A 19,292-nucleotide genomic window follows, 5' to 3' on the forward strand; every position below is an offset into this window, starting at 1 on the left:
CGAATACTTGCGGGCTGCATCAACATTTCACCCGGTTCCCGGCGTCGACGGATCCGTTGCCGCCGGATCAGGCAGAGGCCAGGCGGGCCGCGCCAGGCGGCGGCCATGCGCCGGACGGCCGCTGGGGCGACCACAGATAGCTGCCGTCCAGTTCCTGGTATGACCGGCAGCCGATCTGTGTCATCACCATATCGAGCTCGCTGCGCACGATCTGCAATGCCCGCTCCGCGCCCGCCTGGCCGCCCGCCGCGACGGCGTACAGCGTGGGCCTGCCGAAGATGGTCGACGAGGCGCCCAGCGCGCGCGCAATCGCGACGTCCGAACCCCGGCGCACTCCGCTGTCCAGGATGAGCGTCATGCGATCGCCAACCGCGTCGCGGATGGCGGGCAACATATCCAGCGGCGCCGGCGCCGCATCGAGCTGGCGGCCGCCATGGTTGGACACCACCAGCCCATCCACCCCCATCCGCTGCGCATCGCGCGCATCCTCCGGATGCAGCAGGCCCTTGATCACCAGCGGGCCGTCCCAGGCGTTGCGAATACGCCGCATGTGTTCCCAGCTGATCATGGGCGCGGGCGTCAGGGTGCCATACAGATCGGCCACGGCTGCGGCGTCGGCGCCCGCGGGCGCATACGGCTTCCAGTTCTGCATCATGGGTATCCCGCCGGTGCGCAGATAACGCATGACCCATCCCGGATGTCCCAACGCTTCCAGCACGACGCCGGCCGTCATGCGGAATGGCCGCGAGAACCCATTGCGACGATTGCGTTCGCGGTTGGAATTGACCGGCACATCGACGGACACCACCAGCACGCGCGAGCCGGCTTCACGGGCACGCCGGACCAGGTCGTCGTTGATGCGTTCGTCGCTGGTGCAATACATCTGGAACCAGACGTGCTCGGGCGCGACGGCGATGGCATCTTCCCAGGCCGCGTTGCTGGCGCTGGAAAGCAGGAACGGCACGTCGGCGCGACGCGCCGCCGCCGCCAGCAGCAGGTCCGCCCCGGGCCGGAACAGGCCGGCCAGGCCGGTGGGTGAAATGCCGATGGGACTCGCATAGCGACACCCGAACAGTTCGACGGACTGATCGCGGTGGGACACGTCGCGCAGGTAGCGCGGCACCAGGCAGAAGCGTTCGAATGCCGCGCGGTTGCGCTGCAGGCATAGCTCGCCGTCTGCCCCCCCATCGATGAAATCGAAGGCAATGCGCGGCAACTTGCGCCGCGCCATTACGCGCAGGTCTTCCAGGTTGATGGCGGATTCTACGTTCACGGTACGGCTCGGGTGAAATGGCAACGCCGTTACCATAAGCGAGCTTGCGCGCGCCGCCGCGGCCTGGCGCGGCGTCTATTTCATATATTGAACTTGTCCGCTTCGCTTTCCAGCGCCGCCGCGATGTCTTGCAGCGCGACGCGCAATTCAGGCAGGCGCGCCTCGCCATAGAGTTCTGCCGTGCCAATCAGGCAGACCGCGGCGTAGGCATCGCCGCGCGCGTCACGCAGGGGCATTCCCAGCGCGTGCACGCCCGGCACCACGTCGCCGAGATTCACGCCCCAGCCGTGCCGGTCCGAACGTTCCTGCATTCTCTGCAACGCATGCAGCCGTTGCGTGCCATGGCCGGACACCTCCTGCGCGACGTTGCTGCGCAACACGACTCGGGCTTCTTCGGGCGGCAGGGTCTGGATGATGGCGACGCCCCCGACCGAAGTGAACAAAGGACGGCGCGTGCCCACCTGCACCATCAGGCCGGACAATTGCAGGGTGCCCGTCCTGACGCTGCAGACGTATTCCGTCCCGCTGCGCATCAGCAAAAGGCAGATTCCCCCCATGCGGCGCGCGAAGGCATGCAGCAGGGTCTCTGCCCTGCGCTGGAACTGCACGCGCGCGGGTACCGCCAGCCCCAGTTCGTACATCAGCGGCCCCGGCAGATAGCGGCGATCGTCGGCGCGTTGCACCACCAGGCGCTCTTCGACCAGACAGGCGAGCATGCGATGCACCGTACCTTTGTCCTGCTGGCAGGCCGCCGCCAGATCGGACAGCCGCCAGCCGAAATCCGGCCGCGTCGCGATCATGCGCATCAGCTTGATTCCCCGGCCCAGGCTCTGGGTGCCCGTGCGGTCGGGGGTGGCCGCCCGCGCGGGCAGCGACATTGCGAGGTCTTCGAAATCCATGCTCCCCCCTCCTCCGTGGCTTCGCGTATCGACTGTGAGGCTCGGGCTGGTGCGTGCGGCCGGTGCCCCGCAGCAATTCCCGAATTTTTTTCGTCCGCTGACTATACAGGCTTGCCGGCTGCGCGTAGACGGCCGCGCCCGCGGGCGCGGCCCACAGCGGCCGGCGGACTCCCGCTGCGAAGCCTCGCCCAGTCGAACGTTCACATGTTGAATCATCGGGAACGACGTGCCAAGGCCCGCGTCCTATTCCTGGAACCCCAGGAGCGTGCTGATGGCGCGCGCCTCCTGCCTGACGGCCGTGGCGATGGGCCCCTCGACAGACGCATCGAACCCGCCCGTGGCTCCCAGCGCCGTGAGCACCGCGCAAGTGTGCCCGGTGTAGTCGAAGACCGGCGCGGCCACCGCACTGATGCCCTTCAGGTTCGTATCGCGAACCGTGGCGCAGCCGTCCGCGCGCACCGCATGCCGCAATGCCGGGATCGGGTCGCCACTTGGCAGCTGTGCACGCTGCTCGGGCGGCGCGGCGTCGAGCTCGGCCTGCGCGCGAGCCAGCACTGCCGCCTCATCCAGTTGCGCCAGGAACACCCGCCCGGTGGCAGACCACAACAAGGGCATGACCGACCCGACGCGTACATTCACCGTAACCGGCAACCCCGGTTCTTCGAATCGCACGATGGTGGGCCCCTTGTTGCCCATGACCGACAGGAAACAGGTGACCTCCAGTGATTCCCGCAGACGTATCAGCGCGAGCTCGGACAGGCGTATGGGATCGGCCTGGCGCATGGCCGCCACACCCAGAAGCAGAGTCTGCAGGCCCAGGTAGTACTGCTGCGTGCCGGAATCCTGCTGCACCAGGCCTTCTTCGACCAGGCTGGCCAGGTAACGATGCACCTTGGCCGGACTCTCCTGCACGTGCGTTGCCAGCGCGGTGAGCGAGGCCCGGCCACCCAGCCGCGCCAGGCCCTTCAGCACGGCCATACCCGTTTCGGCAGCTTGCACGCGCTGGCGCCGGCGGTCGGAACTCGATGCGGAATCAGGCCGCGCTGAGAGCGGCCGAGGCAATTTCGTGGGCATGCGGGGTCCTGTCGGGTAGGGAAAATCCTCACGGATTTGCGGCTTCATTGAATTACGCATAGCGTATATCATTTACGCAACAAGAAGAACCGCGCGGTTCCGATGCGCACCTCTGGAGAGAGACCATGTCCCTACGCAAGTCCCTGTTTACGCTGGGCCTGTTGGCCTTGCCCCTGCTGGCGACCACCGGCGTCCACGCCCAGGATTACCCCAGCAAGCCGTTGCGCTGGATCGTGCCGTATGCCGCAGGCGGCGGCTCCGATTTCCTGGCCCGCACCATCGGCCAGGGCCTGTCCGAGCGCATCGGGCAGCCCGTGGTGGTCGACAACAAACCCGGCGGCAACACCGCGATCGGCGCGTCCGAGACCGCGCGCGCGGCGCCGGATGGCTACACCATGCTGTCGGCAGACAACGGCACCCTGGTCTTCAATCCGGTGCTGTACTCGCAGCTGTCCTACGACGCCAGCAAGGATCTGGCGCCCGTCACACTGATGGGCCGTTTCCCGATGATTCTGGTTGCCGGTCCGGGAAGCAAGGCCAGCGATGTGAAGTCGTTCATTGAAGAGGCACGCAACCAGAAGTCGGGCATGGACTTCGCTTCGGCTGGCGCGGGCAGCCCGCACCACCTTGCAATGGAACTCTTCAAGGTCGAGACCGGGCTGAACATGGTGCACGTGCCCTACCGAGGCGCCGCCCCCGCCCTGGCCGACGTGGCGGCAGGCCAGGTGCCCGCCATGATGGTCGACATGGCGGCCGGCGCCGGCTTCATCAAGGCGGGCAAGGTCCGGCCGCTGGCAGTGGCCAACGCCACCCGACTGCCGCAATTGCCCGACGTGCCCACCTTTGCCGAGCTGGGCTACAAGAATGTCGAGGCTGCCGCGCTGGTGGGGCTGGTGGTGCCGGGGAAGACACCGCCCACGGTGATCGATGCCCTGAACAAGCAGGTCGTGGCCGCGATCAACGAACCCTCGGTGAAGCAGCGTCTGGTCGACTTCGGTGTTGAACCGGTGGGCAACACCTCCGCCGAGTTCAACGCCCTGCTCGAGCGTGAACGCGCCCGCTGGCACAAGCTGATCGCCGATCTGAACATCAAGCTGGACTGAGGTTTGCGCGTCATGACCCATACCGCAACGGACCGCCCGACGGGCTGCCCTGTAGACCATACTGCTGCGCCGGGCCCGGGCTGCCCCGTCAGCCCGCGTGCGGCCGAATTCGACCCGTTTGGCGATGCTTACCAGCAGGACCCGCCCGAGTACGTGCGCTGGGCACGCGAGCAGGAGCCGGTGTTCTACAGCCCCAAGCTAGGGTATTGGGTCGTGACGCGTTATGACGACATCAAGGCGATCTTCCGCGACAACCTGACCTTCAGTCCTTCCATCGCACTCGAAAAAATCACACCCACCGGGCCGGAAGCCAATGCCGTGCTCGAATCTTACGGCTATGGCATGAGCCGCACGCTGGTCAACGAAGACGAACCCGCGCACATGCCCCGGCGGCGCCTGCTGATGGACCCGTTCACGCCAGCCGAACTCAAGCATCACGAGCCCATGGTGCGCCGGCTCACGCGCGAATATGTCGATCGCTTTATCGATGACGGACGGGCCGACCTGGTCGACCAGATGCTCTGGGAAGTGCCGCTGACCGTGGCACTGCACTTCCTCGGTGTACCCGAAGAAGACATGGACATGCTGCGCAAGTACTCCATCGCGCACACCGTGAACACCTGGGGCCGGCCCCGGCCGGAAGAACAGGTGGCCGTGGCACACGCAGTGGGCAATTTCTGGCAGTTCGCCGGAAAGGTGCTCGACAAGATGCGGCGCGATCCGTCCGGGCCTGGCTGGATGCAGTACGGGATACGCAAGCAGCAGGAGCACCCGGACATCGTCACCGACTCCTATCTGCATTCCATGATGATGGCCGGCATCGTCGCCGCCCACGAAACCACGGCCAATGCGTCCGCCAACGCGATCAAGTTGCTGCTGCAACATCCCGATGCGTGGCGCGACATCTGCGAAGACCCCGGGCTCATCCCCAACGCGGTGGAAGAATGCCTGCGGCATAACGGTTCGGTCGCCGCCTGGCGCCGCCTGGCCACGAAAGATGTGGAAATCGCCGGCGTGCGCATCCCCGCGGGCGCCAAACTGCTCATCGTGTCATCGTCGGCCAATCATGACGAACGCCACTTCGTGGACGCCGACCTGTTCGACATCCGCCGCGAAAACGCCACCGACCAGCTCACGTTCGGCTACGGCTCGCACCAGTGCATGGGAAAAAATCTCGCGCGCATGGAAATGCAGATCTTTCTTCAAGAGCTTACCCGCCGCCTGCCGCACATGCGCCTTTGCGACCAGGTCTTCACCTACGTGCCCAATACGTCGTTCCGCGGACCCGAGCATCTGTGGGTCGAATGGGATCCGGCTATGAACCCGGAACGACGACATCCCGAATTGCTGCAGGCATGCCATCCCGCACGCATTGGCGAGCCCACCGTACACGCCATCACGCGTACCGTCGTGGTGGAACGTGCCGATCCGGCCTGCCACGGCGTCCTGAGGCTGCGACTGGCCGGCACCGACGGCAAGCCGCTGCCGCGCTGGGCGCCGGGCGCGCACATCGACATCGAATGCGGCGACACGGGCATGTCGCGCCAGTATTCGCTGTGCGGCGATCCGGACGACACATCCGCCTACGAGATCGCGGTACTGAACGAACCCCAGGGCCGGGGCGGCTCGGCCTGGATCCATCGGCAGCTCAAGGCGGGAGACCGGCTGCGCCTGCGTGGACCGCGCAACCACTTCAGGCTCGACCCGGATGCGACCCGGGCGGTTTTCATTGCCGGCGGCATCGGCATCACACCTATCAGTGCCATGGCGCGGCGGGCCCGCGCCCGCGGCATCGAATATCAGCTCCACTACAGCGGCCGTTCCCGCGCCGGCATGGCCTTGCTCGACGAACTCCAGGAACTGCACGGCGACCGCCTGCATGTCTACATATCGGACCAGCAGCAGCGCAACGACTTTACCGCCCTGCTGGATCGCCTGGCCCCGCACACACAGCTGTACGCCTGTGGTCCGCAGCGCATGCTCGATGCCCTGGCCCAGGCGTGCTCGATCAAGGGTTGGCCCGACGACGCATTGCGTGTCGAGCATTTTCACTCCACGGTGGGCGCACTGGATCCCACGCGCGAACATGCCTTCCAGGCCGAACTGAAGGACTCGGGCATCGTCGTGCAGGTCGGTGCCGGACAGACCCTGCTCGCGGCCTTGCGGGCCGCGAATATCGACGTTCAGAGCGATTGCGAAGAAGGCCTGTGCGGCTCATGCGAGGTGCGGGTCCTGGAAGGCGAGGTCGACCATCGCGATGTAGTGCTGACGCGCGCCGAGCGCGCAGCGAATACCAAGATGATGTCGTGCTGCTCGCGTGCGGCGGGCGGGAAGATCGTGCTGGAGCTGTAGGCGCCCAGCGCGGCGCGGCGCGATTCTTGCTGGGTGTAGGCTCCTGACCAGCCTGCCCTGCCATGACTTCTTCGGACTCGCATGCAAGCGCCATACGGATCGGGATATCGGGTTGGCGATATCCCCCCTGGCGCGGCACCTTCTATCCCGACGACCTGCCCCAGGCGCAGGAACTGAGCTATGCCTCGCATCAGGTGCCTACCATCGAGATCAATGGCACCTTCTATTCACTGCAGCGGCCCGAGTGGTTCGCCCGCTGGCGCGAAGCCACGCCGGGTGGCTTCGTCTTCAGCGTGAAAGGCACACGCTTCATCACACATCGGCTGAGGTTGCGCAACATCGAAACACCGCTCGCCAATTTCCTGGCGTCGGGCCTGTTCGAACTGGGCGACAAGCTCGGCCCCATTCTCTGGCAATTTCCGCCTTCCATGCGCTTCGACCCCGAACTCTTCGGGCCATTCCTCTCGCTTCTGCCTCGCGATACCGACCAGGCGGCACGCCTTGCCGCCCGCCATGACGGCCGGGTAGCGGGTCGCGCGGCGCTGAAGCCGGGCCAAAGCGGTGCGATTCGCCACGCAGTGGAGATCCGCCACGACAGCTTTGCCTGTGCCGAATTCGTGCAGATGCTGCGCGATCACAACGTAGCGCTGGTCACCGCCGATACGGCGGGAAAATGGCCCCTGCTGGAGGACGCAACGGCCGACTTTGCCTATCTGCGACTGCACGGCGACAAGGAACTGTACGCCAGCGGCTACACCGACAAGGCGCTGCAGCGCTGGGCAAGCCGCATACGCGCGTGGTCGTCCGGACGCGAGCCACGCGACGCGCGCCGCGCCGGCCCGCGCCCTTCCCATCCGTACGGCAGACGCGATGTCTATTGCTATTTCGACAATGACATCAAGGTGAAGGCGCCCCGCGACGCCCGGAACCTGGCGCGCCTGTTGAAATTGCCCCTGGCTCCCGTCGAACCTGCACCGCAGGCCTGAGCCACGAATCGTCGGACTCACCCCGCACCGGGCCTCACCGCGCCTGCCCGGGCGGGCGCCGCGCGCCGTGGATTCGCTGCGCAGCGCAGCGGCCTGCCATACACCCCCACAGCCCTATGACGTCCTGCACCCGCCGGGCGGTCGGAAGCGCCGCTCGGGAAGGGGCACGCAGGTCCGGCGGGACGCCTCCGGGGCCGCGACGTGGCCGCCCTGGAGGCGCGAGCGCCCCCTAGCCGCTCATTACCCCCCGCCTGACGGCGTCGTCCGGACGCTCGCCAGGCGTTGAATTTGCGTTGAATGGGACGTTGAAGGCGGGATGGTTTGGGCGTTGCCGTTTAACGGCGCCTCAATATCGGCTTCCTAACATGCTCCCAAGCAACGACGAAACGTCATCGCGTTGCCGAAGACCAAACCGCGGCAAGGCCGCAACCCAACCCCCTAGCGGCAGCGCCGCGAACACCTGGAGAAGTCGATCATGAACAAGACCCTTACCTTCGCCGTTTCCCTCAGCCTGATCCTGGCCGCCGGCAGCGCCCTGGCCGCCTCCGAGGGTTTCAGCAAGTACGACATGAGGAAGGCCGCCCTTTCGCGTGACGACGTACAGAAAGGCACGATGAAAAAAGCCAGCATGTCTCACGAAGACATGAAAAAAGCCACCATGAAAAAAGCCGCCCTCTCTTATGAGACGCCGCTCAAGAGCAATATGACCAAGGCCAGCTTCTCGTATGAAGATGAGCAGTTCATGGATTTCCGCCGCGCCGCGCTGGCTGCCCTGGCCGCCAGCGAGCAGGACGGCAACATGGCCCTCGCCGCCCTGGCCGCCAGCCAGCCGGACACCGGGAAGGCCCTGGCCGCCCTGGCTGCTCTGGCCGCCACCGAGCAGGACGGCAACATGGCGCTTGCCGCCCTGGCCGCCAACGAGCAAGACGGCAACATGGCCCTGGCCGCCCTGGCTGCCGTGCCCGACGTACCGTTCGGGGACAACCGGCGCCTGGCTGCCCTGGCGGCGCAAGACCAGTATGCGGGCGGCATGCGCCTGGCCGGTCTGGCGGACAGCATCAACACGCCCAGCATGACCAAAGCCTGAAAGACCCTGCATGATGCAGGCCTGACGGGCCCTTCTGGCAGCATACGGCGATGCCCGGATACCGGGCCTCGCCGTTTTTCATCACGGGACCGGCAATCCCCCTCCCACCGCACCATCGCCGCCCCACCTCGCCCCGCTTGACGCCGCACTGCCGGCCGGCCTAACCTCGAACGAGGTTCAGGTCGTGGAAGGTATGGTGACATCGATAGCCCCGGTACATCATTGCGTGGGAGTCTTGCTTGCGGCGGGCGCCGGTCAGCGCTGGCGCGCCGCGCGCCTGCACCCCGATGCCGCGCACAAGCTGATGGCACCTCTTCCTGACGGACGCCCGGTCGCTCAGGCCAGCGCCGTCACACTGCTGAGCGTCGTGCCCGATACCGTCGCGGTGGTGGCCGATGATATGCCCGAGCTGTCCGCATTGTTGGCGCGCGCTGGCTGCGGCATTGTGAAGGCGCCAGCGCAGCCGCGCGGCATGGGTGTGTCGCTCGCCGCCGCTGCGCGTCATTTGCTGGATCGCCCGGCGCCCGGCGGCAGGCGGCCAGCCTGTGCGGTCGCGTTGGCCGACATGCCCTGGCTACGCAGCGAAACCCTGCAGCGCATCCTGCAGTGCGCCACCGACGATCGTATCGTCGTTCCCGTTCACGAGGGCCGGCGGGGTCATCCCGTGGTTTTCGGTGCTGCCTTCCTGCCCGAACTGGCCGAAATCGGCGGCGATACTGGCGCGCGAGCCTTGCTGCAGCGACATGGCGCGCTGGAAGTTGAATGCGGCGATGCCGGCGTCCTGCTCGACATCGACACCCCACAAGATCTGCTCACAGGAAACTCCTCGCGATGAACCCTCTGGATATGGATGTCTTGCGCCAGGCGCGCGACTGGGTCGAACAAGGCCACACCGTGCATCTGGCCACCGTGGCCCAGACCTGGGGCTCTGCGCCGCGGCAGGCCGGTGCCCTGATGGCCCTGCGCGCCGACGGCCGCATCGTCGGCTCGGTCTCGGGCGGATGCGTCGAAGACGACCTGATCGCGCGTGCACAGGCCGGCCAGCTCGGTGTGAGGCCGGAGCGTGTCTCCTACGGGGTAACCGGCGACGAGGCTGCCCGCTTCGGCCTGCCGTGCGGCGGCACATTGCGCCTGGTCATTGAGCCACTGGCCGAGGCCGGCTGGCTTGCGGGGGTGCTACATGCCATCGATGCCCAGCAGCTGGTGGCCCGTACGCTCGATTTGCAAACCGGCGCCTGCACCGTGGCGCCTGCGGGCCCCGCGGACGGGCCGGATTTCGACGGCCGCATCCTGCGCGCCGTGTACGGTCCGCAGTGGCGCCTGCTCATCATCGGCGCCAACCAGACGGCCCGGGCATTGGCGGGCATCGCCACCATGCTCGACTTCCGCGTGCTCGTATGCGACCCGCGCGTAGAACTGCACGAAGGCTGGGAGGTTCCCCACACCACACTTCTGACCGCGATGCCCGACGACGCCGTCGTCGAAATCGGCGTAGACGCCCGCACCGCCATCGTCGCCCTGACCCATGACCCCAAGCTCGACGACATGGCCCTGCTGGAGGCCTTGAAATCGCCGGCGTTCTATGTCGGCGCGCTGGGTTCGCGGCCCAACCAGTCGAAACGTCGAGAGCGCTTGAGGCAGTTCGATCTCGACGACGCGCAGATTGCACGCCTGCACGGCCCGGTGGGCCTGCGCATCGCCAGCCGCACGCCAGCCGAAATTGCCGTCGCCGTGGCCGCCGAATTGGTATGGGTGCGCAATTCGCTGGGAACCGGCCAGGCGTCCGCGTACCTGGACACCGGCACATTGCGCGACGACACCCGTCTGCAGGCGGGCCCGCAAGACTGAGACAGGCTGACGCACCGCACCCCCGCCGGCGTCCGTTGCGGATGGCATCGCCACGCGGCGACCAGGCCGGCATGGCGCTTGCGTCTGGTTGTGCGTCCCCAGCCGGGCGGCGCTCGCGGCGCCGGATCGAGGCGACGCTCGCGGCCTGCTTGCAGCCGCGCGTGCCACCGGGCTTGCCGTCGCATCCTGGCGGTAGATGATCTGGCGCGCCACAAATGTGGTGGATCGCCTGGCTGGGGGACATCCCACAATCATCAACTGCGTCTACGCAAGGAGCCCCCATGTACAAAATCCTCGTTCCCGTCGACGGTTCCGATTGCGCTCTGCGCGCATTGAAAGTGGCCATCGCCATGGCCGGACAGCAGAACGCATCCGAGTTGCATCTGCTCAACGTGCCCGTGCCCGTGCTGTCCGGCCACGCGCGCATGTTTCTGAACCAGGACGAAATCCAGGATTACTACAAGGACGAGGCCGACAAGGCCTTGGCCGAGGCCAGGCAGATCGCCGAACAATCGGGCGTGCCCATCGTGACCGCCGTGCAGCCCGGGCAGTCTGCCCAGGAAATCGCCTCCTATGCCCAGGCGCAGCAATGCTCGCATGTCGTGATGGGCACGCGCGGCCTGAGCGCCCTGCCGGGCATGCTGATGGGATCCGTGGCGAACAAGGTCATCGCGTTGGCCGAAATGCCCGTCACCCTGGTGAAGTAGCGTCGGCGCCTAGACGCCGCCCTCTTTCCACAACTGCACCAGAGCCTCGGGCGCTCCGTGTTCCGGTACCTGGAACCTGACGCGGGGCGCCTCTTCCACAAACCAGATCTCGATGCGGAAATAGCGCTGGTCGCCGCCCGCCGCCCCTTCGAGCGAACCGTGCGGCGCGGCCTCGCGCAGGGCCATGCAGACTGCCCGCCGCGTATCGTCGGGGCAAGCCTGAAGGTCGAATTCACGCGGCGCCACGCGCGCCGGCAGATAGGCCAGGCCGCCCTGGCGCGACACACGGACCCGCCGCGCATCGTCCAGCGATGGCAGGTCGATCACGGCAAGACTCCCACCTCTCGCCAGGCCTCATGGACAGCCTGGCGGGCAGCCGCGTCGCCGCTGGCGGCGCCGAGCGTCAAGGTCGCGAAGGTCGTGAAATCGGGATGCGCCCCCAGCCGCTTGTCGCGCAGCGTGTCGTACCAGACCCGTCCGGCGCGTTCCCAGGCGTGGCCGCCCAGCGCAGTCGCCGTGAGGTAGAACGCCCGGTTGGGAATGCCGGAATTGATATGCACACCGCCGTTGTCATCGTCGGTGCGCACAAAGTCGCGCATATGGGCCGGCTGCGGATCTTTGCCCAACGCGGGGTCGTCATAGGCAGACCCGGGCCGCGCCATCGAGCGCAACGCCCGGGCATTCACCTCTGACGTGAACAGGCCCGCACCGATCAGCCAGTCGGCCTGCTCCACGGTCTGGCCGGCCTGATATTGCTTGACGAGCGAACCAAAGACATCGGACAGCGACTCGTTCAGTGCGCCGGACTGACCCTGATAGACCAGGCCCGCCTCGTGATCGATGATTCCATGGCTCAGTTCATGCCCGACGATATCCACCGCGACGGTAAAGCGATTGAAGATTTCGCCGTCGCCATCGCCGAACACCATCTGTGAACCGTTCCAGAAGGCATTGTCATAGTCATCGCCGTAATGCACGGTGCCCACCAGCGGCAAGCCGCCATTGTCGATCGAGTGACGCCGGTACACCTTCCAGAATAAATCGTAGGTTGCGCCAAGGTGCGCATAGGCTTCGTCAACGGCCGGGTCGCCGCTGGGCGGCTGGCGCTCGCCGCGCACCAGATGGCCGGGCAGCGCGATACCGTTGGCCGCGCTGTATACCGCGCGCTCGACCTGGCCCGGCGCCCGCGTGGCCGCCATCGGCGCGCGCAGGGCCGGCGAGGCGGCCGGCCTGGACGGCCGCAGGCTGCGCTCGTGCTGCTCGATGCGCAATGTGGCTCTGACACGCTCGCGTACCCGGGCACTGGCATGATGGGCCAACCGGTCCAGCATGTATGGGGGAATTACGCCTGAACACCACGGGTCGTACATGACGCTCGACATGAACGGGCCTCCGAAGGGCGATTGAAACTGCCTCGTCATGACCTTAGCAGAAATGGACACCGGCCGGCCCGATGCGGCGCCGGCCCACTGCCGCGCTGCTTGCCATTCATGAAAGATTTGCAATAATGACTCCGCCCGTGGCGCACCCGCCTGGCGGCCCAAAGCCCAGGCAGTCCAGCCCGCGGTCCTCAACTACAGACGAAAGAGAGTCTTCATGATCAAATCCGACGATACCGGCAAGCTTATCCTGCGCCTGAGCGTGGGCATCCTGGTGCTGATGCATGGCCTGGCCAAGCTGTCGGGAGGCGTGGGCGGCATTTCGGGCATGCTTGCTTCGCATGGCCTGCCGGGATTCCTGGCCTATGGCGCCTACGTCGGAGAAATCATCGGGCCATTGCTGGTGATTCTGGGCATCTATACCCGGCTTGGCGCCTTGCTGATCGTGTTGAACATGCTGGTGGCCATCTTCCTGGCTCACATGGGGCATCTGGCCAGCATTACGCCGCAAGGGGGTTGGGCGCTCGAACTGCAGGGCATGTTCCTGTTCGGAGCCTTGGCGCTGGCATTCATGGGCGCGGGCCGGTTCGCCCTGAGCGGTTCCGGGGGCCGCTGGAACTGAGCCCGAGCATGCGCCAGGGTTGAGTCATCGGGATCGCACGCGCGGCCCCGTTATCGTACAGTGCCTGCATCCCCCACGGCATTTCCGGCGAAAGCCGGCGCCGATCATCCTAGTTCGAGAGCATGCCATGAAACGTTCTGCTGCCCTGCTGGCCCTGACACTGGCTTTCTCCTGGGCGGGCGCGGTTCGTGCCGAACTGCCCGTGGGAGCGCCGGCCCCCAACTTCTCGGCGCCCGCGTCCCTGGACGGCCAGGTGTACACATTCGATCTGGCCGATGCACTGGCCCATGGCCCGGTCGTGCTGTACTTCTATCCGGCGGCCTTTACCCAGGGCTGCACGATCGAAGCGCGGAATTTTGCGCAAGCCACTGATGACTACAAGGCGCTGGGCGCGACCGTCATCGGCGTGTCCGCCGACGACATCGACACGCTGAAGAAGTTTTCGGTCAGCGAATGCCGAGGCAAGTTTGCAGTGGCGGCCGACGAAGACGGGTCGGTCATGAAGGCGTACGACGCCGTCCATGACCGCCGACCCGAATACGCCAAGCGAGTGTCCTATGTGATCACGCCCGATGGCAAGATCCTGTATGCCTATACCGACATGAGCCCCGACCGCCATGTCGGCAATACGATGCAGGCCCTGCGCGAGTGGCGTGCCGCGTCGGCGCCTGCCCGCCCGTGATGCGCGTGCCGCGGCCTGGCGCCCGCCGGGCCGCCGCGCAGAATGTCAGCGAGTGGCCCCGGGCAGAATTTCCAATACCCGCTCAGCCGGCCGGCACAGCCGCGCCCCCTGTTCGGTGACCACGAACGGCCGGTTGATGAGTATGGGGTTGTCCGCCATGGCGTCCAGCAACTCGCTGTCGGTGACGCCGGGATCGTCCAGCCCCATTTCCTGGTAAAGCGATTCCTTTGCGCGTATGGCTTCGCGCGCCGTCAGGCCCGATTGCTGGATCAGCCCCGCCAAGGTCTGGCGGGATGGCGGCGACTTCAGGTATTCGATGACGGTAGGTTCTATGCCGGCATCGCGGATCATCTGCAACACGTTACGCGAGGTGCTGCAGCGTGGATTGTGATAAATGGTGGCAGACATACGAGCTCCTGAGCCAAAAAGATAGTCTACCCAATCGGACGCATCTCAGGCAGGCGACAAACCCTAGCTGAACGGCCAGACCGTGGGGTGCGCCCCGGGGGGCATCGAAGGCCGCGCCCAACGCGCCGGTGTCTGCGAGAACTGCGCCGCATGGCGCACCGCGGCCAGCTCACCGAAACCAGAGGCGCCGGTTTCCAGGTAACCCTCGATCGGCGGCATGGCACGTTGCAGGCCGTCCGGCACGCGCCCCAGCGAACGCAGCCACCGCGCGGTCTGCGCGAGCGACACGCGCACGTGCCACGAGCCTCCCTCGGTAGCCTGCCGGGCCAGCGCCACCTGTGCGCCGTAGGCCATCAGATAACCTGACGCGTGATCGAGGATCTGCACCGGCAACGGCTTGGGCGTCGACGCCCCGGCAGCCAGCGCCTCTGCGTGATTGAAGCCGGTGGCCATCTGGACGAGCGAATCGAAACCCCTGCGTGCGGCCCATGGGCCGCTCTCGCCGTAGGCCGACAGCGATACGTAGACGATGCCCGGACGCAGGGCGGAGACCTCTTCCGGCCCGAATCCCAGCGCCTGCAAAGCACCTGGACGGTAGCCTTGTACAAAAATATGCGCGCTGCGCAGCAGGTTCGCCAGCGCGATACGTCCGTCTGCGGTTTGCAGGTCGGCATGCACGGACAGTTTGCCGCGGCTGGTCTCGGCGATGGTGTCGATGTTGGGCAGGTGGGGAGCATTGATCAGCATGACGTCGGCCCCGTACGCCGCTAACGCGCGGCCGCATACCGGCCCCGCGATGATGCGCGTGAGGTCGAGCACGCGTATGTCCTTCAGGGGGCGTGCGTCCTGGCCATAGCGCGGCAGCGGCCGAGGATCGGCATCGCCGATGCGCTCGACCGTGAGCGCTGGCTGGCCAGCCAGCGCCACGCCCTGGGCGTGGTGGTCCCATTCGTCGAAACTGCGCATCGCAGCCACCACCAGGCCCGCCTCGGCCGCCTGCTGCTCGAAATCCAGAGCTCGCCATTGCGACAAGGCTCGTTCGACCTGTTCACGCGTCGTGGAGGGGCCGGGCGCGCAGCCCAGCAGGCTCAGCGCGCCGTCGCGGTGATGCGCGAAGTTCGCATGGATGCGTACCCAGCCGCCATCGCCGCATCGATACATCCCCGTGAGCTTGTCGTGAACGTCGGGCGCCACGCCGTCCAGCGTGAAGTAGCTGCGGCATTCCTGCGCCGCGTGCAACATGTCGACCGCCACGCGCTGGCGCTTGCCGCCGCGCATATGCCAAACCTCGGCGGCCGCCAGGGCGGCGGCCGCCATGCTCGCCTGTGCCGCGACACCCACCGCGAACGATGAGGGCAAGGCCGGCTCGCGGCCGGACAGATCGATGTAATCCATGGCCTCGTCGGGCATGGCCTGCAGCCGCCACAGACCCAGCAAGGCGTCACGCCCCGTTCTGGCCTGGCGGCCCTGACCGTCGGGGTACAACTTAGTAGCATCCATCAGCGTTTCCATTCTGCATCAAACACCAGCCACCTGATTACAGAGCCGGGGCGCCGGCGCGTCAATATCACCGAACCTGCTCGTGGCGGCACGCGCCCCATTTGCCTGTGGCTTTCACGCCTTGGGCGCGCGCTCCAGGCGTCTCAGAAAAACCTGCATCTCTTTGACGACTTGCTGGTCGCCGCGCGCGGTGGCAACATCCACCCCCGATTGCCAGGCGGCGCGCGCGCCGTCGATGTCGCCCTGCCCGTGCAAGGCCTTGCCCAGCCATTTCCAGGCAACCGAATAAGACGGGTCGAATTCCAGCGCCGCCCGCAGATGCGGGATTGCCGTGGAGAATTCATCCCGCTCGGCGTAGGCCTTGCCCAGGGAATAGCGCAACAGCAGGTTGTCCTGCCCTCGCGCCAGCAGGGCTTCCAGTCTTTCTGTCAGTTCGTTCATGTCGCTCTCCGCCTGGCCGGGCGCGGCGCCGCCGCGCAGCAAGGCCAAACCAACTGTGTCAGGGAGTATCAGATCCGGCATTCACCGACTGAGGGCATGATAGTCTGAACCGAAATTTCGCCTGATGGTTGCCAACCTTTTTGCAAGGATTTCCGGCTTGATGTATGTCCGCCCTTTCCTGCTCACGCTGTGCTTGGGCTTTACCTTGATGCTTTCCGGTCCGTCCGCCATGGCGGCTGATTCGAACTTGCGTGAGGAAGACCTTCCGGCGATCGTCGACCGCCTGACCTGGGGCTTCACGCCGAAAGAGCTCGAACGCGCTCGAAAGCTGGGCGTCAAGGGTTATATCGACGCCCAGCTGACACCCGATCTGCGGGCCCCGCTGCCGCGCGAGGTCCAGGAGCGCATCGATGCCCTGTCGATTTCCCGAGAAACCTCCGAAAAGGCCTTCGCCAGGATCGAGCAATTCCTGAGCGCCAGGCGCGCACTCGAGGATGGCCCCGAGAAGAAAGCGATCAGCAAAAAAGCACGGGAAATCAGCAACGTGCGCGCCGCCGATACCGCGCGACGGGCGATATGGCTTGCGGTGTATGCGCCGAATCAGCTGCATGACCAGATGACCTGGCTCTGGATGAATCACTTCAATGTCTATGCCCCCAAGGGCAATGCGGGCGCCGCGCTGTCCGACTACGAGGACCGCGCGGTGCGGCCGCATGCGCTGGGAAAGTTCCGCGACCTGCTGGCGGCGACCATGCGTTCGCCCGCCATGCTTATTTACCTGGACAACCAGTACAACCGCAAAGGCCGCGTCAACGAGAACTATGCCCGCGAATTGATGGAGCTGCACACCCTCGGCGTCGACGGGGGCTACACACAGAAAGACGTGCAGGAACTGGCCCGCGTCTTGACGGTTCAGGCATCACGTACACCGGCACACCACCCAAAGTGCCTGCAGATCTGCGTGCTGAAATCGTGCTGCAGGGCAACTTTCTCTTCAACCCCCGGTACCACGACTTCGGAGACAAGCATTTGCTGGGCCACGATATCCCGGGCACCGGATACGCTGAAATCGATCAGGCGGTCGATATCCTGGCACGGCATCCGGCGACGGCCCGCCATATCAGCACTAAACTGGCCCGGTTCTTCGTCGCCGATCGGCCTCCGAAAGCTTTGGTCGACGCCATGGCTCAGACCTTTCAATCCAGCGATGGCGACATCACCGCGACGCTGCGCACGATGTTCTCGTCGGAAGCATTCAGCGCATCGTTGCAGTCGGGGAAGTTCAAGGACCCGGTGCACTATGTCTATTCATCTTTGCGCCTTGCCTACGGCGATCTGCCGGCCATTGCACGGGTAGACACCGCGAACAATTGGCTGAAGCGCCTGGGACAGCCGCTGTACAGGCGCATTACCCCGGATGGCTACCCACTGACGCAGTCCGACTGGTCGGGATCCGGCCAGATGACCGAGCGCTTCGACTGGGCGCGCCGCATCGTGGCCGCGTCGCGTACGTTCTACCAGCCCGCCGACGAGAAGCCCGCGGTGGAGCTTGCGCCTGTTCCCGATCTTCCCGAGTTGTACAAAAAGGCGAATCGCTATGCGGGTTTATCTCCCGCCACGCGCCATGCCATCGAGAACGCCAGATCGGTGTTGGACGCCAACATCTATTTACTGGCGTCTCCCGATTTCATGCGCAGGTAGCACCACCGCCGGATTCATCGCAATGCATAGACGCCATCTACTCAAACTCTCCGCCGCCGCGCCCCTGGCGTTGATCTCGACCCGCCTGCTGGCGGCCCCGCGCAGCACGCCGCGCCTGCTGGTGGTCTTCATGCGTGGAGCCTATGACAGCAATGGGCTCCTGATCCCCGCTTCCAGCGATTTCTATTACGAGGCACGGCCCAATATTGCCGTGCCTCGCCCTGGCAGCGGCACGGGTGCGGCCCTCCCACTGGCCGATGGCTGGGCCCTGCACCCGGCCCTGAAGGACACGCTGCTGCCGCTGTACAAATCAGGCGAGTTGGCTTTCGTTCCCTTTGCGGGTACCGCAGACCTCAGCCGGAGTCACTTCGCCACGCAGAATGGCATCGAACTGGGGCGTCCGGGTGATCCGGACAACAGTTATAGAACGGGCTTTCTCAATCGCCTTGCCCATGCGCTCAACCACGATACGACGAAGCCGGTTTCGTTCACCGCCGATCTTCCGCAGATATGGCGAGGCGAGTCCCGCGTGCCCAACGTCGATCTCGGCGGCTCGGCCGGCCGATCGGCCCTGGACCGCCGGCGCGCCCAAGCCATCGAAGCAATGTACCGGGACACCGAGCTCGGCGCCGCCGTGAGTGAAGGCATACAGTTGAACGTCATGGCGCGACGCGAGCTGGAACTCGAAATGCAACAGGCCAATGGGTCCGCGATGCCCGCCAGCCAGCTCGAGCGGGAGGCCGCGCGGGTCGGCCGGTTCATGGCAGATCGCTACAACCTGGGTTTCATCGACGTCGGAGGGTGGGACACGCATGTGGCGCAGGGCGGCGCCGAAGGCTCGCTCGCCAATAAGCTGGCTCAACTCAGCCGTGCATTGGTCTCGTACAAAACGGCCTTGGGACCCGCGTGGCGCGATACGACGGTCGTCGTCCTCAGCGAGTTCGGCCGCACGTTTCGCGAGAACGGCAACAAGGGTACCGATCACGGCCACGGAACGGTGTACTGGGTGCTGGGTGGTGGCGTACGGGGCGGCCGCCTCGCCGGGCGTCAGGTGGAGGTGCGGCGCGATACCCTGTTCCAGGATCGGGACTACCCGGTGCTCAACGACTATCGGTCGGTATTTGCCGGTCTTTTTTCGCGCCTGTACGGGCTGGATGCCAAGCGCCTGGACACCGTGTTCCCGGGTGTGCAGCCCCGGGATCTGCAATTGATCTAGCCCTGCCCCGGCGC

The 19,292-nt window shown here is 65.9% G+C and carries 19 protein-coding genes and 1 pseudogene; 12 read left to right on the forward strand and 8 right to left on the reverse strand.

The window, feature by feature from the left end; all coding sequences use genetic code 11:
• Window positions 1-67: 67 nt before the first annotated feature.
• From ACV17W_RS03125 to ACV17W_RS03135, 3 genes are all read right to left on the reverse strand, one after another.
• Complete coding sequence (locus tag ACV17W_RS03125) at window positions 68-1,273, reverse strand: alpha-hydroxy acid oxidase (RefSeq protein WP_462595002.1); 1,206 nt, start codon at window positions 1,271-1,273, stop codon at window positions 68-70.
• Window positions 1,274-1,353: 80 nt separating this feature from the next.
• The gene (locus tag ACV17W_RS03130; RefSeq protein ID WP_462595003.1) at window positions 1,354-2,172 is read right to left on the reverse strand and encodes an IclR family transcriptional regulator; all 819 of its coding nucleotides are present in this window, start codon (window positions 2,170-2,172) and stop codon (window positions 1,354-1,356) included.
• A gap of 243 nt (window positions 2,173-2,415) precedes the next feature.
• Window positions 2,416-3,246, reverse strand: a complete 831-nt coding sequence (locus ACV17W_RS03135; RefSeq protein ID WP_462595004.1) for an IclR family transcriptional regulator — start codon at window positions 3,244-3,246, stop codon at window positions 2,416-2,418.
• A gap of 125 nt (window positions 3,247-3,371) precedes the next feature.
• On the opposite strand from ACV17W_RS03135, the gene ACV17W_RS03140 reads away from it, so the two are divergent.
• From ACV17W_RS03140 to ACV17W_RS03170, 7 genes are all read left to right on the forward strand, one after another.
• A complete protein-coding gene (locus tag ACV17W_RS03140; protein ID WP_462595005.1) occupies window positions 3,372-4,349 on the forward strand; it encodes a Bug family tripartite tricarboxylate transporter substrate binding protein in 978 nt (325 codons plus the stop codon).
• 12 nt (window positions 4,350-4,361) lie between these two features.
• Entirely contained in the window at window positions 4,362-6,701 is a 2,340-nt protein-coding gene (locus ACV17W_RS03145; RefSeq protein ID WP_462595006.1) for a cytochrome P450, read from the forward strand.
• Window positions 6,702-6,763: 62 nt separating this feature from the next.
• Window positions 6,764-7,687: a DUF72 domain-containing protein gene (locus tag ACV17W_RS03150; RefSeq protein WP_462595007.1), complete on the forward strand. Its 924-nt coding sequence runs from the start codon at window positions 6,764-6,766 to the stop codon at window positions 7,685-7,687.
• A 475-nt stretch (window positions 7,688-8,162) separates the two neighbouring features.
• Entirely contained in the window at window positions 8,163-8,774 is a 612-nt protein-coding gene (locus tag ACV17W_RS03155) for a hypothetical protein (RefSeq protein WP_462595008.1), read from the forward strand.
• Window positions 8,775-8,967: 193 nt separating this feature from the next.
• A complete protein-coding gene (locus ACV17W_RS03160; protein WP_462595009.1) occupies window positions 8,968-9,609 on the forward strand; it encodes a nucleotidyltransferase family protein in 642 nt (213 codons plus the stop codon).
• A complete protein-coding gene (locus tag ACV17W_RS03165) occupies window positions 9,606-10,622 on the forward strand; it encodes an XdhC family protein (protein ID WP_462595010.1) in 1,017 nt (338 codons plus the stop codon). Before ACV17W_RS03160 ends, ACV17W_RS03165 begins: the two co-directional genes overlap by 4 nt.
• Before the next feature lie 281 nt (window positions 10,623-10,903).
• Window positions 10,904-11,329 (forward strand): universal stress protein, encoded by a 426-nt coding sequence (locus tag ACV17W_RS03170; RefSeq protein ID WP_462595011.1) that lies wholly within the window; start codon window positions 10,904-10,906, stop codon window positions 11,327-11,329.
• 9 nt (window positions 11,330-11,338) lie between these two features.
• Here the strand turns inward: ACV17W_RS03170 and ACV17W_RS03175 are convergent, their stop codons facing one another.
• A complete protein-coding gene (locus tag ACV17W_RS03175; RefSeq protein ID WP_462595012.1) occupies window positions 11,339-11,656 on the reverse strand; it encodes a protealysin inhibitor emfourin in 318 nt (105 codons plus the stop codon).
• Complete coding sequence (locus ACV17W_RS03180) at window positions 11,653-12,711, reverse strand: M4 family metallopeptidase (RefSeq protein ID WP_462595013.1); 1,059 nt, start codon at window positions 12,709-12,711, stop codon at window positions 11,653-11,655. The genes ACV17W_RS03175 and ACV17W_RS03180 overlap by 4 nt, the downstream gene beginning before the upstream one ends.
• Window positions 12,712-12,925: 214 nt before the next feature.
• On the opposite strand from ACV17W_RS03180, the gene ACV17W_RS03185 reads away from it, so the two are divergent.
• Both ACV17W_RS03185 and ACV17W_RS03190 read left to right on the forward strand, forming a co-directional pair.
• Window positions 12,926-13,330 carry a DoxX family protein gene (locus tag ACV17W_RS03185; RefSeq protein WP_462595014.1) on the forward strand — a complete coding sequence of 135 codons (405 nt, stop codon included), beginning with the start codon at window positions 12,926-12,928 and terminating at the stop codon, window positions 13,328-13,330.
• A 127-nt stretch (window positions 13,331-13,457) separates the two neighbouring features.
• On the forward strand, window positions 13,458-14,012 hold the full coding sequence (locus tag ACV17W_RS03190) for a peroxiredoxin (RefSeq protein WP_462595015.1): 555 nt from the start codon (window positions 13,458-13,460) through the stop codon (window positions 14,010-14,012).
• Window positions 14,013-14,057: 45 nt separating this feature from the next.
• Here the strand turns inward: ACV17W_RS03190 and arsC are convergent, their stop codons facing one another.
• The 3 genes from arsC to ACV17W_RS03205 form a co-directional block, all read right to left on the reverse strand.
• On the reverse strand, window positions 14,058-14,420 hold the full coding sequence (gene arsC, locus ACV17W_RS03195) for an arsenate reductase (glutaredoxin) (protein ID WP_462595016.1): 363 nt from the start codon (window positions 14,418-14,420) through the stop codon (window positions 14,058-14,060).
• Window positions 14,421-14,483: 63 nt separating this feature from the next.
• Entirely contained in the window at window positions 14,484-15,932 is a 1,449-nt protein-coding gene (locus tag ACV17W_RS03200; RefSeq protein ID WP_462595017.1) for a CoA transferase, read from the reverse strand.
• A 102-nt stretch (window positions 15,933-16,034) separates the two neighbouring features.
• Window positions 16,035-16,361 carry a tetratricopeptide repeat protein gene (locus ACV17W_RS03205; protein WP_462595018.1) on the reverse strand — a complete coding sequence of 109 codons (327 nt, stop codon included), beginning with the start codon at window positions 16,359-16,361 and terminating at the stop codon, window positions 16,035-16,037.
• A 229-nt stretch (window positions 16,362-16,590) separates the two neighbouring features.
• Between ACV17W_RS03205 and ACV17W_RS03210 the strand changes: the two are divergent.
• The 3 genes and pseudogenes from ACV17W_RS03210 to ACV17W_RS03220 form a co-directional block, all read left to right on the forward strand.
• Window positions 16,591-17,211, forward strand: a pseudogene (locus ACV17W_RS03210) (DUF1800 family protein); the annotation flags it as partial.
• Window positions 17,212-17,333: 122 nt separating this feature from the next.
• On the forward strand, window positions 17,334-18,062 hold the full coding sequence (locus ACV17W_RS03215; protein ID WP_462595019.1) for a DUF1800 family protein: 729 nt from the start codon (window positions 17,334-17,336) through the stop codon (window positions 18,060-18,062).
• Between the two features lie 22 nt (window positions 18,063-18,084).
• Window positions 18,085-19,278 (forward strand): DUF1501 domain-containing protein, encoded by a 1,194-nt coding sequence (locus tag ACV17W_RS03220; protein ID WP_462595020.1) that lies wholly within the window; start codon window positions 18,085-18,087, stop codon window positions 19,276-19,278.
• The last annotated feature ends 14 nt before the right edge of the window (window positions 19,279-19,292 follow it).

This window comes from Bordetella sp. MIP270_01_BMS, from assembly GCF_054958705.1.

Excerpts from the sequence above, each read along its gene's own strand:
- ACV17W_RS03220 (WP_462595020.1), top strand. The coding sequence starts at position 18,085 with ATGCATAGACGCCATCTACTCAAACTCTCCGCCGCCGCGCCCCTGGCG.
- ACV17W_RS03165 (WP_462595010.1), top strand. The coding sequence starts at position 9,606 with ATGAACCCTCTGGATATGGATGTCTTGCGCCAGGCGCGCGACTGGGTC.
- ACV17W_RS03135 (WP_462595004.1), bottom strand. The coding sequence starts at position 3,246 with ATGCCCACGAAATTGCCTCGGCCGCTCTCAGCGCGGCCTGATTCCGCA.
- ACV17W_RS03155 (WP_462595008.1), top strand. The coding sequence starts at position 8,163 with ATGAACAAGACCCTTACCTTCGCCGTTTCCCTCAGCCTGATCCTGGCC.
- ACV17W_RS03145 (WP_462595006.1), top strand. The coding sequence starts at position 4,362 with ATGACCCATACCGCAACGGACCGCCCGACGGGCTGCCCTGTAGACCAT.
- ACV17W_RS03190 (WP_462595015.1), top strand. The coding sequence starts at position 13,458 with ATGAAACGTTCTGCTGCCCTGCTGGCCCTGACACTGGCTTTCTCCTGG.
- ACV17W_RS03205 (WP_462595018.1), bottom strand. The coding sequence starts at position 16,361 with ATGAACGAACTGACAGAAAGACTGGAAGCCCTGCTGGCGCGAGGGCAG.
- arsC (WP_462595016.1), bottom strand. The coding sequence starts at position 14,420 with ATGTCTGCCACCATTTATCACAATCCACGCTGCAGCACCTCGCGTAAC.
- ACV17W_RS03130 (WP_462595003.1), bottom strand. The coding sequence starts at position 2,172 with ATGGATTTCGAAGACCTCGCAATGTCGCTGCCCGCGCGGGCGGCCACC.
- ACV17W_RS03150 (WP_462595007.1), top strand. The coding sequence starts at position 6,764 with ATGACTTCTTCGGACTCGCATGCAAGCGCCATACGGATCGGGATATCG.
- ACV17W_RS03200 (WP_462595017.1), bottom strand. The coding sequence starts at position 15,932 with ATGGAAACGCTGATGGATGCTACTAAGTTGTACCCCGACGGTCAGGGC.
- ACV17W_RS03160 (WP_462595009.1), top strand. The coding sequence starts at position 8,968 with ATGGTGACATCGATAGCCCCGGTACATCATTGCGTGGGAGTCTTGCTT.
- ACV17W_RS03185 (WP_462595014.1), top strand. The coding sequence starts at position 12,926 with ATGATCAAATCCGACGATACCGGCAAGCTTATCCTGCGCCTGAGCGTG.
- ACV17W_RS03140 (WP_462595005.1), top strand. The coding sequence starts at position 3,372 with ATGTCCCTACGCAAGTCCCTGTTTACGCTGGGCCTGTTGGCCTTGCCC.
- ACV17W_RS03180 (WP_462595013.1), bottom strand. The coding sequence starts at position 12,711 with ATGTCGAGCGTCATGTACGACCCGTGGTGTTCAGGCGTAATTCCCCCA.
- ACV17W_RS03170 (WP_462595011.1), top strand. The coding sequence starts at position 10,904 with ATGTACAAAATCCTCGTTCCCGTCGACGGTTCCGATTGCGCTCTGCGC.